The organism is Christiangramia portivictoriae DSM 23547 (genome assembly GCF_000423045.1).
Lineage (GTDB): Bacteria > Bacteroidota > Bacteroidia > Flavobacteriales > Flavobacteriaceae > Christiangramia > Christiangramia portivictoriae.
The window spans coordinates 103,879-117,257 of the sequence record NZ_KE383971.1 but is presented as its reverse complement, the minus strand read 5'-3'; the positions used below and the strand labels follow the sequence as shown (position 1 = coordinate 117,257).

General features: G+C 40.6%; 13 protein-coding genes. 6 read left to right on the top strand and 7 right to left on the bottom strand.

The window, feature by feature from the left end; translation table 11 throughout:
* The first annotated feature begins 14 nt into the window (after positions 1–14).
* Both G529_RS0108860 and G529_RS0108855 read left to right on the top strand, forming a co-directional pair.
* On the top strand, positions 15–1,034 hold the full coding sequence (locus G529_RS0108860; protein WP_026915185.1) for an AI-2E family transporter: 1,020 nt from the start codon (positions 15–17) through the stop codon (positions 1,032–1,034).
* Positions 1,035–1,049: 15 nt separating this feature from the next.
* A complete protein-coding gene (locus G529_RS0108855) occupies positions 1,050–1,448 on the top strand; it encodes a YkvA family protein (RefSeq protein ID WP_026915184.1) in 399 nt (132 codons plus the stop codon).
* A 33-nt stretch (positions 1,449–1,481) separates the two neighbouring features.
* Here G529_RS0108855 and G529_RS0108850 read toward each other — a convergent pair whose 3' ends face one another.
* From G529_RS0108850 to argS, 3 genes are all read right to left on the bottom strand, one after another.
* Positions 1,482–2,387 carry a bifunctional 5,10-methylenetetrahydrofolate dehydrogenase/5,10-methenyltetrahydrofolate cyclohydrolase gene (locus G529_RS0108850; protein ID WP_026915183.1) on the bottom strand — a complete coding sequence of 302 codons (906 nt, stop codon included), beginning with the start codon at positions 2,385–2,387 and terminating at the stop codon, positions 1,482–1,484.
* 36 nt (positions 2,388–2,423) lie between these two features.
* Entirely contained in the window at positions 2,424–3,752 is a 1,329-nt protein-coding gene (gene ffh / locus G529_RS0108845; protein WP_026915182.1) for a signal recognition particle protein, read from the bottom strand.
* Positions 3,753–3,865: 113 nt separating this feature from the next.
* A complete protein-coding gene (gene argS, locus G529_RS0108840) occupies positions 3,866–5,644 on the bottom strand; it encodes an arginine--tRNA ligase (RefSeq protein WP_026915181.1) in 1,779 nt (592 codons plus the stop codon).
* A gap of 112 nt (positions 5,645–5,756) precedes the next feature.
* Here argS and G529_RS0108835 point away from each other — a divergent pair, with 112 nt between their 5' ends.
* Positions 5,757–6,182, top strand: coding sequence for a hypothetical protein (locus G529_RS0108835; protein ID WP_026915180.1), 426 nt, complete (start codon positions 5,757–5,759; stop codon positions 6,180–6,182).
* 102 nt (positions 6,183–6,284) lie between these two features.
* A complete protein-coding gene (locus G529_RS0108830; protein WP_026915179.1) occupies positions 6,285–6,917 on the top strand; it encodes a MarC family NAAT transporter in 633 nt (210 codons plus the stop codon).
* Here the strand turns inward: G529_RS0108830 and G529_RS0108825 are convergent, their stop codons facing one another.
* Positions 6,918–7,121 carry a hypothetical protein gene (locus G529_RS0108825; protein WP_026915178.1) on the bottom strand — a complete coding sequence of 68 codons (204 nt, stop codon included), beginning with the start codon at positions 7,119–7,121 and terminating at the stop codon, positions 6,918–6,920.
* 70 nt (positions 7,122–7,191) lie between these two features.
* Between G529_RS0108825 and G529_RS0108820 the strand changes: the two genes are divergently transcribed.
* Together G529_RS0108820 and G529_RS0108815 are read left to right on the top strand one after the other, a co-directional pair.
* Positions 7,192–8,634, top strand: a complete 1,443-nt coding sequence (locus G529_RS0108820; protein ID WP_026915177.1) for an SDR family oxidoreductase — start codon at positions 7,192–7,194, stop codon at positions 8,632–8,634.
* Positions 8,635–8,650: 16 nt separating this feature from the next.
* Entirely contained in the window at positions 8,651–10,126 is a 1,476-nt protein-coding gene (locus G529_RS0108815) for a BCCT family transporter (protein WP_026915176.1), read from the top strand.
* Positions 10,127–10,134: 8 nt separating this feature from the next.
* Here G529_RS0108815 and ctlX read toward each other — a convergent pair whose 3' ends face one another.
* The 3 genes from ctlX to G529_RS0108800 form a co-directional block, all read right to left on the bottom strand.
* Entirely contained in the window at positions 10,135–11,058 is a 924-nt protein-coding gene (ctlX, locus tag G529_RS0108810; protein ID WP_026915175.1) for a citrulline utilization hydrolase CtlX, read from the bottom strand.
* A gap of 9 nt (positions 11,059–11,067) precedes the next feature.
* Positions 11,068–11,979 (bottom strand): dimethylarginine dimethylaminohydrolase family protein, encoded by a 912-nt coding sequence (locus G529_RS0108805; RefSeq protein ID WP_026915174.1) that lies wholly within the window; start codon positions 11,977–11,979, stop codon positions 11,068–11,070.
* A gap of 82 nt (positions 11,980–12,061) precedes the next feature.
* Complete coding sequence (locus tag G529_RS0108800) at positions 12,062–13,345, bottom strand: citrate synthase (protein WP_026915173.1); 1,284 nt, start codon at positions 13,343–13,345, stop codon at positions 12,062–12,064.
* Between the last annotated feature and the right edge of the window lie 34 nt (positions 13,346–13,379).

Sequence of the window (13,379 nt, the reverse complement as noted above, 5' to 3'; positions counted from 1 at the left end):
TATCAACCAGGCCAATGGATAGACTGAAACCGTCACTTGTACGGCAAATATTTGTATTACTATTGATACTGTTTTTGTCGGTATTGATATTCCGTGAGGTAGTGCCCTATCTTTCTGGAGTTCTTGGTGCGGTGACCCTTTATGTGATCATGAAAGGCTGGCAGAAAAAACTGGTAACACGTGGATGGAAACCAGCCCTTGCCGCCGGACTTCTTATGACTGGAAGCATTATAGGCATCCTGGTCCCGGTTACATTGATAGCTATTATGCTAACCAGTAAGATTGGTAAGGCAGTTGCCAATTCTGAAAGGGTACTCAGCGCATTGAAAGATCAATTAAATAATGCCGAGGAATACATCGGTTACAACATAAGTGAAAGCATAGACACCTCTGCCGTAACCGGATGGCTTTCCTCCAATCTGCAGAATCTTGCCGGTGGAACTTTTGACGCTTTTATTGCCATAGGGATCATGTACTTTATGCTGTATTATATGCTCATCAATCAAAAAGAGATGCGACATTCCCTGATCGACTATATTCCGTTAGGAAAAGATAATATACGCGTGATAGGCGATGAAAGTGACCAGCTGGTTAGAAGCAATGCATTGGGGATACCGCTTGTAGCAATCGTACAGGGCGTGATCGCACTTATAGGATACCTGATATTTGGAGTGCCAGATCCTTTTTTCTGGTTCGTTATCACAGCAATAGGCTCCATGATCCCATTCATAGGAACCGCTATAGGAGTTCTGCCCGCGGTCATTCTACTATTTGCACAGGGAAATGATTTTCAAGCTATTGCATTGCTCATCTATGGCCTAGTCGTGGTGGGTTCCACAGATAATATCATTAGACTTTATGTCCTTGAAAAACTTGCCAGTGTACATCCATTGATCACCCTTTTTGGAGTGATCGTAGGAGTTCCCTTATTTGGATTTATAGGGCTGATTTTTGGACCATTACTGGTATCCTTATTCTTATTAATTCTGAAGATCTACAAAAAAGAGTATGGAAATGCTCACCACCGATTATAACTTAAAAAAGAACCTATGTTTGAAAACCTTAAGAAAAAAATAGATGAAGATTACTTTAAAACTGAAGTAACCAAGATCGACGATAATGATGTAAGTATTGCAATGGATAACCAGGATAAGGTTGATGATAAGATCAATAACTCAGGCTTATTACAGAAATACAGCGAACTTGCGAAACTAATGTATGGGATGCTGAAGGATTACAGGAAAGGAATCTATAACAAGGTGCCCTGGTTTACCATCGCTACCATTGCCTTTTCTTTCCTGTACATTCTGAATCCTCTGGATATCATTCCAGACTTCATTCCAGGCCTTGGGTATATCGATGACCTGGCGATCATCACTTTTGGACTACGATTTATAGAATCTGATCTCCATAATTATCTGGACTGGAAAATTGAAGAACAGGCTTAAAAAAAAAAGAGGGAATCAAATTCCCTCTTTTTTTTATCGTTCTAAAGATTTAATATCGGCTCTTTTTTTATGCCTTTCTCTGGCAAGAAGCGTATTCTTCAATAACATCGAAACCGTCATTGGCCCCACTCCACCTGGAACAGGTGTAATATGTGAAGCTCGTTTGCTTACATTTTCAAAGTCCACATCGCCTTTAATCACGTATCCCTTTTCAGTATTATCATCAGGCACCCTGGTGATTCCCACATCAATTATGACCGCATCATCCTTGATCATTTCAGCTTTCAGAAAATCTGGAATTCCTACGGCGATAATAATAATATCTGCCTGCGACGTCACCTGGGTAATATTTTTTGTGAACTCATGAGTTAAGGTTACCGTGGAATTTCCAGGGAAACCACTACGCCCCATTAAAATGCTCATAGGCCTTCCCACGATATAACTTCTTCCAATCACCACCGTATGCTTCCCTTTGGTAGGAATGTCATAACGCTCCAGAAGTTCCAGTATTCCAAAAGGCGTTGCAGGGATAAAGGTGGTCATATCCAGTGCCATCTTCCCAAAGTTCGTGGGATGGAAACCATCTACATCCTTATCTGGATCCACGGCATTCAAAACCTTTTGCGTGTCTATTTGTGGAGGCAATGGAAGCTGCACGATAAAACCATCAATATCATCATTTTCATTAAGCTCCTGAATCTTGTCCAGTAGCTCGATCTCGCTTACGGTATGCGGCATTCGGTAAAGTGAAGATTGAAATCCCACTCGTTCACAAGCCTTAACCTTGCTGTTTACATAAGTTAAACTAGCACCATCCTTCCCTACGATGATCGCAGCCAGATGTGGAACCTTATCCCCACGAGATTTGAGTTTGGCAACTTCAGCAGCGATCTCATTTTTGATATCGTTACTAACCTGTTTACCATCGAGTATTGTCATTGTGTGTTGTGTTTGCGTTGTATTAAAAAAAGGGAATTAATTCATTCCCTTCATCATTTGCATCATTTTTCGGCCTCCGCCGCCTTGCATCATTTTCATCATCTTGCCCATCTGGTTAAATTGCTTAAGTAATTGATTTACTTCCTGCACCGTTGTACCAGATCCTTTTGCAATTCTTTTCTTTCGACTGGCGTTAATCACCTTTGGCTCACTTCTTTCCAGTGGAGTCATTGAATGTATGATCGCTTCAATGCCTTTGAAAGCGTCATCGTCTATATCTACATCCTTCAGCATCTTTCCAGCTCCAGGGATCATTCCCAAAAGATCTTTCATGGATCCCATTTTCTTGATCTGCTGAAGCTGATTCAGGAAATCATCAAAACCGAATTTATTTTTGGCAATTTTCTTTTGAAGTTTTCTCGCTTCTTCTTCATCATATTGCTCCTGAGCTCTTTCTACAAGCGAGACAACATCACCCATTCCAAGGATCCTGTCTGCCATACGCGAAGGATAGAAAATATCGATCGCATCCATTTTTTCACCGGTACCAATAAATTTGATTGGCTTGTTTACAACAGATTTAATGGAAATTGCCGCACCACCACGAGTATCACCATCCAGTTTGGTAAGAATAACACCATCAAAATTAAGGCGATCATTGAAGGTTTTTGCCGTATTTACAGCATCCTGACCTGTCATGGAATCTACCACGAACAAAGTCTCCTGAGGTTCGATCGCTTTATGAATGTTCGAGATCTCGGTCATCATCGCTTCATCCACAGCAAGTCGACCCGCGGTATCAATAATTACCACATTATGACCATTCTCTTTAGCATAGGCTATAGCGGCCTGTGAGATTGCCACTGGATCCTGGTTACCTTCATCTGAAAATACCTCAACCCCAATCTGCTCTCCAACTACATGTAACTGGTTGATCGCCGCAGGACGGTATACATCACAGGCTACCAGTAAAGGCTTTTTAGTCTTTTTATTTTTAAGGAAGTTTGCAAGTTTTCCAGAGAAAGTAGTTTTACCACTACCCTGTAAACCAGACATCAGGATCACTGATGGATTACCGCTTAGATTGATTCCTGCAGCTTCACCGCCCATTAGTTCGGTCAACTCGTCTTTTACAAGTTTTACCATTAACTGGCCTGGCTTCAATGTCTTTAGTACATCCTGCCCCATAGCCTTTTCTTTCACCGTACTGGTGAATTCCTTGGCAATCTTGTAGTTTACATCGGCATCAACTAAAGCTCGTCTAACCTCTTTAAGGCTTTCCGCAACATTTATCTCGGTGATCTGCCCGTGTCCTTTTAGAACGTGAAAGGCATTATCTAACTTATCGCTTAAATTATCAAACATAATTTTTCCTGTGGTTTTATTCTCTTGCTGACTGGCAGCGAATTGCAAATTTAATGATTTGAAGCTGAAGTATAAAGTCCATCTTCTTAAATATCGTGGCTACATCATCTCCATTACATACGTTCTGGAACCTCAATTCCAAGTAACTTAAAAGCCGATTTGATCACGTTGGCCACAACTCCTGAAAGTTGCACCCTGAAAACTTTTTCGGCCTCGTCATCAATACCAAGTATCTGTACATTCTGGTAGAACGAATTGAAAGATTTCACCAGTTCATACGTATAATTTGCAATTAAAGCCGGTGAATGGTTCTCTGCTGCCAGCCCGATGGTTTCCGGGAATAATTGCAATTGCTTGATCAATTCCTTTTCCTTCTCATGAAATTTAAATTCTTCTGAAAGCGCCGCTGTAGTATCGAATTCGGCTTTCCTCAGAATGGACTGAATTCTTGCATAGGTGTACTGAATAAATGGACCTGTATTCCCCTGGAAATCTACAGATTCTTCAGGATTGAAAAGAATTCTTTTTCGGGGATCCACCTTCAGAATATAATATTTGAGCGCTCCAAGACCAATGATTCTATAAAGCTCTTCTTTTTCTGAATCTGAATAGCCTTCAAGTTTTCCAAGTTCTTCAGAAATAGTACGAGCTGTTTCGGTCATTTCTTTAATGAGGTCATCTGCATCTACCACGGTTCCCTCACGGCTTTTCATTTTCCCACTTGGAAGATCCACCATTCCATAACTCAGGTGATATAATGCAGCTGCCCAGTCATAACCTAGTTTTTTCAGAATAAGAAACAATACTTTAAAATGATATTCCTGTTCGTTTCCTACAGTGTAAACCATCTGGTTGATATCAAAATCTGCAAACCTCTGGATGGCCGTCCCTATATCCTGGGTCATATACACTGCCGTTCCATCGCTTCGAAGTACGATCTTCTCATCCAGGCCTTCATCACTTAGATCGATCCAGACACTTCCGTCTGCCTTCTGATAGAAAACTCCATCTTCCAAGCCTTTCATCACGTTATCTTTACCTAAAAGATAGGTTTCACTTTCATAGTAGTTCTTATCGAAATCGACACCCAGAGCGTCGTAGGTCTTTTCAAAACCATCGTATACCCATTGGTTCATGGTTGACCATAATTTCACAACCTCGGGATCGTTCGCTTCCCATTTTCGCAACATCTCCTGGGCCTCGACAAATATTGGAGCTTCTGCCTTAGCTTCATCTTCAGATTTTCCCTGCTCTTTTAATAACGCAATCTCTTTCTTGTATTCCTGGTCGAATTTCACGTAATAATTTCCAACCAGTTTATCACCTTTCAATCCAGTAGACTCTGGAGTTTCCTCTTCCCCAAATTTCTGCCAGGCTACCATGGATTTACAAATATGTATTCCACGATCGTTGATCACCTGTACTTTGTGCACCGTATTCCCAGCAGCCTTTAAGATCTCTGCTACAGAAAATCCTAAAAGATTATTACGAATATGACCAAGATGCAAAGGCTTGTTGGTATTTGGCGAACTATATTCAATCATGATTCCGCTGGCGTCACTTTGAGGCAGTAACACCCCAAAATCTGATCGATCCCTTATTTCATTAAAGAAATTGATATAGTATGAATCACTAATAACGATATTGAGAAATCCCTTGACTACATTATAATCTGCCACTTCAGTCACCTCAGCTTTCAAATAGCTTCCAATATTTTCGGCTAACTGTGCAGGATTGGTTTTTATTTGCTTCAGCATTGGAAATACGACCAGAGTAATGTCTCCTTCAAAATCCTTACGCGTTGGCTGGAACTCTAGGGTTGGAGCTTCTACCTCATAATGTTTGATTACTGCTTCTTTAACTTTAGCGGCAAGAATTTGTTCTATGGTCATTTTCAATGCTTTTTAGCCTGTTCTGTATTCAATTAAGTGCGCAAAGATAAAAAGAATTGAAGTTCCTGTCTCTAGCCTTTGAGCGCAAATCCTTATATTTAGGAAAAAAGAAATGCTAATTAATATCTCTTACAACCGGCCGGCAATTTCAGAAAAAATTAATGCCGAGGTGGGAAAACCATTCACATTAATGGAGCGGGTTAAACTTCGTGGCTCCGGTTCCCCTAAGCTACAAATAACTTCCTGTAGTATAGACATACATAACCTGCTCATTCTTGACAACAATGCGAATGTGTGTAATGTTGAAATGCGAGGCAATGGTATCATCGTGATGTTTAGATCACTTCTTGAGACCTATGCGCTGGTGATCCCGTATTATAAACTAAATCTCTATAAAGGTAAAGCCGAAGAATATAGTATTTACCGGGATCATCATTTTATAAAGGTGAAAGCAGACACACCAGGCATTCATAAGTTCTTTCAAAAGATCATCAATTATAAGACCGATAATGCACCTACGCAAATCGACGATCTGTAAAGAATGTATATTAATCAAATTTAGATACAATTCCTTAACCTAAAATTGATTTGAATTTTTCCTAGCGAATCGTTTATCGATGCACATTTGCCGAAAAAATCAATGGAGCTATTCATTTATGTTTTCGCCGCGCTGTTCTCGGTTATCAATCCTTTAGGCACGGTTCCAATTTTCGTAGGACTTACCAAAGAGGATACGAAACCTGAACGTTCTCGCACTTCACTCCTTACTGCTATCAACATATTCGTGATCCTGCTAATCAGCTTCTTTACCGGAAGATATATTCTCAATTTCTTCGGAATAAGCCTGGATTCTTTAAGAATAGCCGGTGGTCTTATCATCACTACGTCTGGATTTGCTTTACTTACAGGTTCCTTTGCAAAACACAAAGGGATGGAAAAACCAAAGGTTCAGGAAGATGCCTTCCAGCGTGACGGCGTTTCACTAACTCCATTAGCCATCCCGATGCTTGCAGGCCCTGGTTCCATCTCGTTTTTAATTGGTTTGTATGAAGAATACGCAACCTGGAATGAAAAATTGATCGCGGTTGGAGCCATTTTTAGTGTTTGTTTAGCGACACTACTGGTTCTTAGAAGCTCCCATTACATAGTATCCATGCTCGGCGCATCTGGAATCAATGCGATTTCGAGAATTATAGGTTTTATAGTGATCGCCATTGGAGTGGAGTATATCAGCTCATCTGTGATAAACATATTTAAAACGATAAGTCTGTAACTAACGTTTCCCGAAAGCCAGCCCTCCAATAAGAGCAAGTACTCCAAATGCGATCATGGCGTATGACTGTGTCTGGTCGCCATGGGCTTCAACCTGAAGAGGTCCTGCATCAATGGAAAATTCTGGGGTTAGAAGATCATAAACCCCATAGCCAATAAGCCCTATCCCGATAATGAGCAAAACAAATTTAAGGACGTTATTCATTTAATAAAGTTTTACTAATCTCAGGTGAAAATAATGATTTAATTTATAATTTGAAGTTCAAACTTCTGAAATGCGCATACTACTTACCGGTGCTAACGGTTATATTGGCATGAGGCTTCTACCTCAATTACTTGAACAGGGCCATGAAGTAATATGCGCGGTTAGAAACAAGCACAGATTCACTTCCAACGAGGAACTTAGGGAAAAGGTCGAGATCGTTGAGATCGATTATCTTGAAGACACTAAAGCTCCTGAAGCCATTCAAAATATCGATGCCGCTTATTACCTGATTCACTCGATGACAGGTTCTACAGCAGATTTCGATAAAAAGGAAGCAAAAGCAGCCAGGAATTTCAACACCATGATGGCTGAAACCTCTGTAGAACAGGTGATCTACCTTAGCGGTATTATTAATGAAGAAGAATTATCCAAGCACTTAAAATCCCGGAAAGCAGTTGAAGAAATTCTATATAAAGGTGATTATAATGTCACGGTGCTACGTGCTGCAATCATCGTAGGCAGTGGCAGTTCATCTTTCGAAATTATCCGAGATCTTTGCGAAAAATTACCGGTGATGGTAACACCAAAATGGGTGGATACACGCATTCAACCCATCGCCATACGAAATGTAATTCAGTACTTGATAAGAGTTATAGGCTGCGAAGATTGCTATAATGAGTCTTACGACATTGGTGGTCCAGACATTCTTACCTATAAGGAAATGATGCTGCAATATGCTGAGGTTCGAAAACTAAAACTCTGGATTATTCGTGTTCCCGTGATGTCTCCAAAATTGAGTTCATACTGGCTCTATTTTGTAACCTCAACCTCCTATAAGCTCGCACAGAACCTGGTAGATAGCATGTCTGTAGAAGTAATCACGAAGGATACTCGTTTACAGGAACTTCTAAATGTAGACCTGATTCCATATAAGGAGGCAATAAGAATGGCCTTTTATAAGATCGAACAAAATGAAGTCATCTCGAGCTGGAAGGATAGTATGAGCAGCGGTCGTTTTCGCCGTGAACTGAATAAATATATCCAGATCCCGAAATACGGATGCATGCAGGATAAAAAATCAAAACAAATAGAAGATCCTAACGCAGTTTTAGAAAGAGTCTGGGCCATTGGTGGCTTGACCGGGTGGTACTATGGAAACTGGCTCTGGAAAATAAGGGGTTACCTGGATAAACTTGCCGGCGGTGTTGGACTCCGCAGGGGGCGAACCCATGCTACAAAGCTGCATGCAGGAGATTCCCTGGACTTCTGGAGAGTTCTACTTGCCGATAAAGAAGAAAAAAGATTGCTGTTGTTTGCTGAAATGAAAGTACCAGGAGAAGCCTGGCTGGAGTTTAGGATCGATGAAAATAATGTGCTACATCAAAATGCGACTTTCAGACCTAAGGGACTTCTGGGACGCGCATACTGGTATGCGATGTACCCCTTCCATTTCTTTATTTTTGAAGGAATGATCAACAGGATCGCTTATGGTTCTTCCGGAAAAAAATCCTAAAAATTCAAGTAGTCTTATGAAAGAATTGTTCAGAAACAAGGTACTTACCCTCTCTGCTACGATATTATTAATAGGATCCTTTTTTATCCTTCTTTTCACAGAACAATTTTACGAAGCTATCGAAATCGGGTCGGTCTGGGTACGTGAATATTTCGGAACATTTTATTTGTGGCTGGGTCTGGGTTGTGTTTTTTTTCTGTTTATCATCGCTATGTCCAAAATCGGAAAGATAAAATTAGGAAATTCCCCGCCAGAATATGATCGTTTATCCTGGATCGCCATGCTGTATAGCGCCGGGATGGGAGCCGGCATATTGCTAAGGGCTGTTCAGGAACCGGTATATATGTATTTGAATCCTCCTATAGAGACGGGTTCTTCAGCAAAGATTATAGCTCTGGAATATACTTTTTATCAATGGGGCTTTACTGCCTGGGCCTTTTATGGTTTATTCGCGTTGATCATAGCCTTTAGTTTATTTGTAGAAAAACAGGATATACGTTTAAGTTCAAGCTTGCAGGTATTTCAGGGGAATCGTTGGGGAAAATCCATCGACATTCTTACGATTCTTACCACGGTAATAGGTCTTGTAGCTGCCATTGGGCTTGGAACTTCGCAGATTGAAGGTGGCATAAGTCATTTGCGATCCAAAGATCCAGGCAATTTGTTACCAAACCTGTTCCTGATACTTGTCATCTGCGTGCTGGCCTTTTTCTCAGCCTGGGCTGGTGTAAATAAGGGAATTAAGCGAATTTCCAATTGGAACATCTATACTACCGTTACACTTCTATTATTCGTTTTCTTCCTGGGAAATATCCCGGAAATGATTCTGAATTTCTTCCAGTCACTTTATCATTATGTTTTTGATTTTATACCGCTGAGCCTGGCAAGTGGAGATTTGGATCCGGGAAAGCAGTTTCTTACCGACTGGACATATTACTACTGGGCGTTCTGGCTGGCCTGGGCTCCTTTCACTGGTGTTTTTATAGCCAGGATCTCAAAAGGCAGAAGTATTAGAGAGTTAATCTTTGGAGTGCTTTTAATTCCATCCCTGGGTAGTTTTTTCTGGTTCAGCGTTTTTGGTACTTCAGCATTCGAATTAATTGGAGAGATAAGTACTTATAACAACGAATTTGGCAATGTATTCACCTCACTTTTTATCTTCATCGAAAATTACCCCTTCCCTGCTTTCTCCAGTTTGATCATTATCATATTGTTAGTTAGCTTCCTGGTAACCTCTGTAGATTCAGCCATCTTCGTTCTAAGTATGTTTACAGATAAAGGAAATCCTGAACCAAAAAAGAAATACCGCCTGGTATGGGCGGTATTGATACTTATATTTTGTGAGGCTATTATTGTACTCGGTCACACTAAACCAGATTCCAATGTTCTCACGGCTATGCAAAAATTCCTGATCATCAGTTCCCTTCCATTCGCCATTCTAAGCGTAATTATCATCTTTTTATTCAGCAGAAAGCTGCTGCGGAAGAATTAGGTATAGTCTCAGGCTTTAGGCAGGAATACTTCAGCCATCATACAGCGAGCACTACCTCCACCACAGGTTTCGATCGTCTCGATTTCAGAACTTAAGATCTTGCAATGTTTCTCTATGCTACGCAACTGTTCCTGGTTAAGGCTTCTGTGCGCACGAGCACTCATTACGAGATATTTCTCCGTTGCACCCTGAACCTGTAACATATTCCCGGCGAACTCATGCATTTGTTCCTCACTTATGGAAATGATATCCTTACCATCCATCTTAAGGTGTTTGACCACATTCTTACGCTCCTTTTTGTCATCAATGGTATCAAGACAAATCACCGCGAATTCTTCAGCAAGGCACATCATCACATTGGTATGATAAATTGGAAGTCGCTTACCATTTACACTTTGATAAGCGTTGAAAATAACCGGGGTATACTCGAAATCCTCACAAAATTCTATTACCAGATCTTCATCTGCTCTTGGAGAGATGGCACAATATGCTTTTTGATGAACCCGGTCCAGGATAAGACTTCCGGTTCCTTCAAGGAAAATATCGTCTTCTTCAGCTGAAGTATAATCTACAATATTATTGATCTTCAGGCCAGCTTCCTCGAGTTTGGAGAAATATTCAAGTCGTCTCTCCTTACGCCTGTTCTCGGCGAACATAGGATATAGCGCTATCTCCCCATCGCTATGGAAAGACACCCAGTTATTTGGGAAAATGGAATCTGGTGTATCTTCTTCCTTGATATCATCTACCACAATCACTTGCACTCCAACCTCCCTTAACTTATCTACAAATGCATCAAACTCTCTGGTAGCTAGAGCATTTACATTATCTGCATCAACTTTTTTCTGAAAATAATTATTAACAGCCGTTTGTTCATTCATTCTGAAGTTTACCGGTCTTACCATTAAAATGGTATCTGTAATCTGTTTCATAGCTTTAAGTTAATCGCGAATTAGTGGTAAGGTTGAACAGCGAAGTAATCCTTCCTGTTTGGATATTTCAGCATAAGGCACTTCCTCTACTTTAATTCCTTGCTCTCTCAGCCAGGTATTAAGTCGTGTAAATCCTTTTTCTGAAATCACTACATCTTCAGAAATGGAGAAAATATTCGAATTCATATGATACATTTCATCGCGAGTGATCTCGTAGACATTTTTTTTTCCGAAGTAATTAACGAGCCAGTTATATTCCTCTTCAATTAGAAAGCCGCCTTTGTAAATGATCGCTTTATTTTTACCAACGGGTTGAAAGCAACAATCCAGGTGCAGTGCGTTGTCTTTGGCGACGTGATTACTTTTCTTTAAGCTGAAACTGATCACTTTTTTATTCGGGAACAATTTCACTAAAGCAGCTACCGCCTGTTGATTAGTTCTTGCGGTAATATAATTGCGGTAATCCTCTCCTTTATAGGTTCCCACAAAGATATGATCGCCCATAGGCATTACGTCTCCTCCTTCAATATGAGCTTCTTCAGGCAAAGTAATGATCTTTGCCGGATCAATTTGTTTCATAACGTGCTCTATCGCTTCAATCTCCTGATCTCTGTCTGGCAGGATATTCGATTTGATAAATTTATCGTCGATCACGAATGCGATGTCCCTTGTAAAGATCTGGTTGTAGTCTTCAATAATTTTAGGCCTGAACACCTGAACATCATATTTCTCCAGAACAGCGGCTACAGCCTCCATTTCTGCTACCATGTCCTCTTCTGTCGGGTAGGTTCCAGCCTTAATATGTTCCTGAGATTTTGGATCGTAAGCTTCCTCCAAAGTAGGAATAGGTCCAATGCTTCTGGCAGTTCCCAGCACTACAGCACGTAATCTGGACGTTTCACTTGATATATGCAATTTCATTGCTAGGGTTTTGACAAATATAAAAAAGCTTCATGCGATCATGAAGCTTTTTTATGGTATTCGTAAAATATGGAACCAGATATTATCTACTTCCAAGTGGTTTAAAATCTCTTAAGTTCTCTCCAATATAAATCTGGCGAGGTCTTCCAATTGGTTCTTTTCTAAGTCTCATTTCTCTCCATTGTGCGATCCATCCTGGAAGTCTACCTAATGCAAACATCACGGTAAACATCTCTACCGGGATTCCCAAAGCTCTGTATATAATTCCTGAATAGAAATCTACGTTAGGATACAGTTTTCTCTGTACGAAATAATCATCTTCAAGCGCTTCTTTTTCCAGGCCTTTCGCGATGTCCAGAACTGGATCCTGTACACCAAGCTGACCTAATACTTCATCTGCAGATTTCTTAATGATCTTGGCACGTGGATCGAAGTTTTTGTAAACCCTGTGACCAAATCCCATCAAACGGAATGGATCTTCCTTGTCTTTCGCTTTTTGCATGAATTTATGCGTATCACCACCGTCTTCCTTGATCTTTTCCAGCATTTCGATCACCGCCTGATTTGCACCGCCGTGAAGAGGTCCCCAAAGTGCTGAAATTCCAGCTGAAATTGAAGCAAATAGTCCGGCATGTGAAGATCCTACCATTCTTACAGTAGAAGTCGAACAGTTCTGCTCGTGGTCTGCATGAAGGATCAACAGCTTATCCAGTGCTTCGATTACAGCTTTATCTGCAGCGTATGACTTGTTCGGCTTTTCGAACATCATTTTGTGAAGATTCTCCACATATCCCAGATCTTCGTCACCATAATTCAATGGAAGACTGTTCTTCTTTCTTAACGTCCAGGCTGCAAGAACCGGGAATTTCCCCAGAATCTTGACAATTGCCTTATACATATCTTCTTCTGAAGAAACATCCACAGATGATGGATTGAAAGCGATAAGCGCACTAGTCAAGGACGAAAGAACGCCCATTGGGTGAGCTGATTTAGGAAAACCATCAAGGATCTTCTTCATCTCTTCGTCTACATGAGACTGCTCTTTGATATCCTTGGTAAATTTGTCAAGCTGCGACTTGTTTGGCAGCTCTCCAAATATTAAAAGATAGGCTACTTCCAGGAAATCAGCCTTTTCAGCCAGATCCTCTATCGCATACCCTCTATATCTAAGCACCCCTTTCTCACCATCAAGGAAGGTGATCGCACTTTCACAACTACCAGTATTTTTAAAACCTGGATCCAATGTGATAAGCCCGGCTTCTCCACGAAGCTTCTTGATATCTATACCAATTTCATCTTCAGTTCCCACAGTAACGGGAAATTCATATTTCTTTCCGTCAAATTCGAAAGTCGCTGTTTTAGACATATTATATTTTGTTCTTTAGATTAATTTTTAAGGA

What these genes read in the sequence shown, in the direction of transcription:
- G529_RS0108860 (WP_026915185.1), top strand. Translation starts at nt 15, where the DNA reads ATGGATAGACTGAAACCGTCACTTGTACGGCAAATATTTGTATTACTA.
- G529_RS0108855 (WP_026915184.1), top strand. Translation starts at nt 1,050, where the DNA reads ATGTTTGAAAACCTTAAGAAAAAAATAGATGAAGATTACTTTAAAACT.
- G529_RS0108850 (WP_026915183.1), bottom strand. Translation starts at nt 2,387, where the DNA reads ATGACAATACTCGATGGTAAACAGGTTAGTAACGATATCAAAAATGAG.
- ffh (WP_026915182.1), bottom strand. Translation starts at nt 3,752, where the DNA reads ATGTTTGATAATTTAAGCGATAAGTTAGATAATGCCTTTCACGTTCTA.
- argS (WP_026915181.1), bottom strand. Translation starts at nt 5,644, where the DNA reads ATGACCATAGAACAAATTCTTGCCGCTAAAGTTAAAGAAGCAGTAATC.
- G529_RS0108835 (WP_026915180.1), top strand. Translation starts at nt 5,757, where the DNA reads ATGCTAATTAATATCTCTTACAACCGGCCGGCAATTTCAGAAAAAATT.
- G529_RS0108830 (WP_026915179.1), top strand. Translation starts at nt 6,285, where the DNA reads ATGGAGCTATTCATTTATGTTTTCGCCGCGCTGTTCTCGGTTATCAAT.
- G529_RS0108825 (WP_026915178.1), bottom strand. Translation starts at nt 7,121, where the DNA reads ATGAATAACGTCCTTAAATTTGTTTTGCTCATTATCGGGATAGGGCTT.
- G529_RS0108820 (WP_026915177.1), top strand. Translation starts at nt 7,192, where the DNA reads ATGCGCATACTACTTACCGGTGCTAACGGTTATATTGGCATGAGGCTT.
- G529_RS0108815 (WP_026915176.1), top strand. Translation starts at nt 8,651, where the DNA reads ATGAAAGAATTGTTCAGAAACAAGGTACTTACCCTCTCTGCTACGATA.
- ctlX (WP_026915175.1), bottom strand. Translation starts at nt 11,058, where the DNA reads ATGAAACAGATTACAGATACCATTTTAATGGTAAGACCGGTAAACTTC.
- G529_RS0108805 (WP_026915174.1), bottom strand. Translation starts at nt 11,979, where the DNA reads ATGAAATTGCATATATCAAGTGAAACGTCCAGATTACGTGCTGTAGTG.
- G529_RS0108800 (WP_026915173.1), bottom strand. Translation starts at nt 13,345, where the DNA reads ATGTCTAAAACAGCGACTTTCGAATTTGACGGAAAGAAATATGAATTT.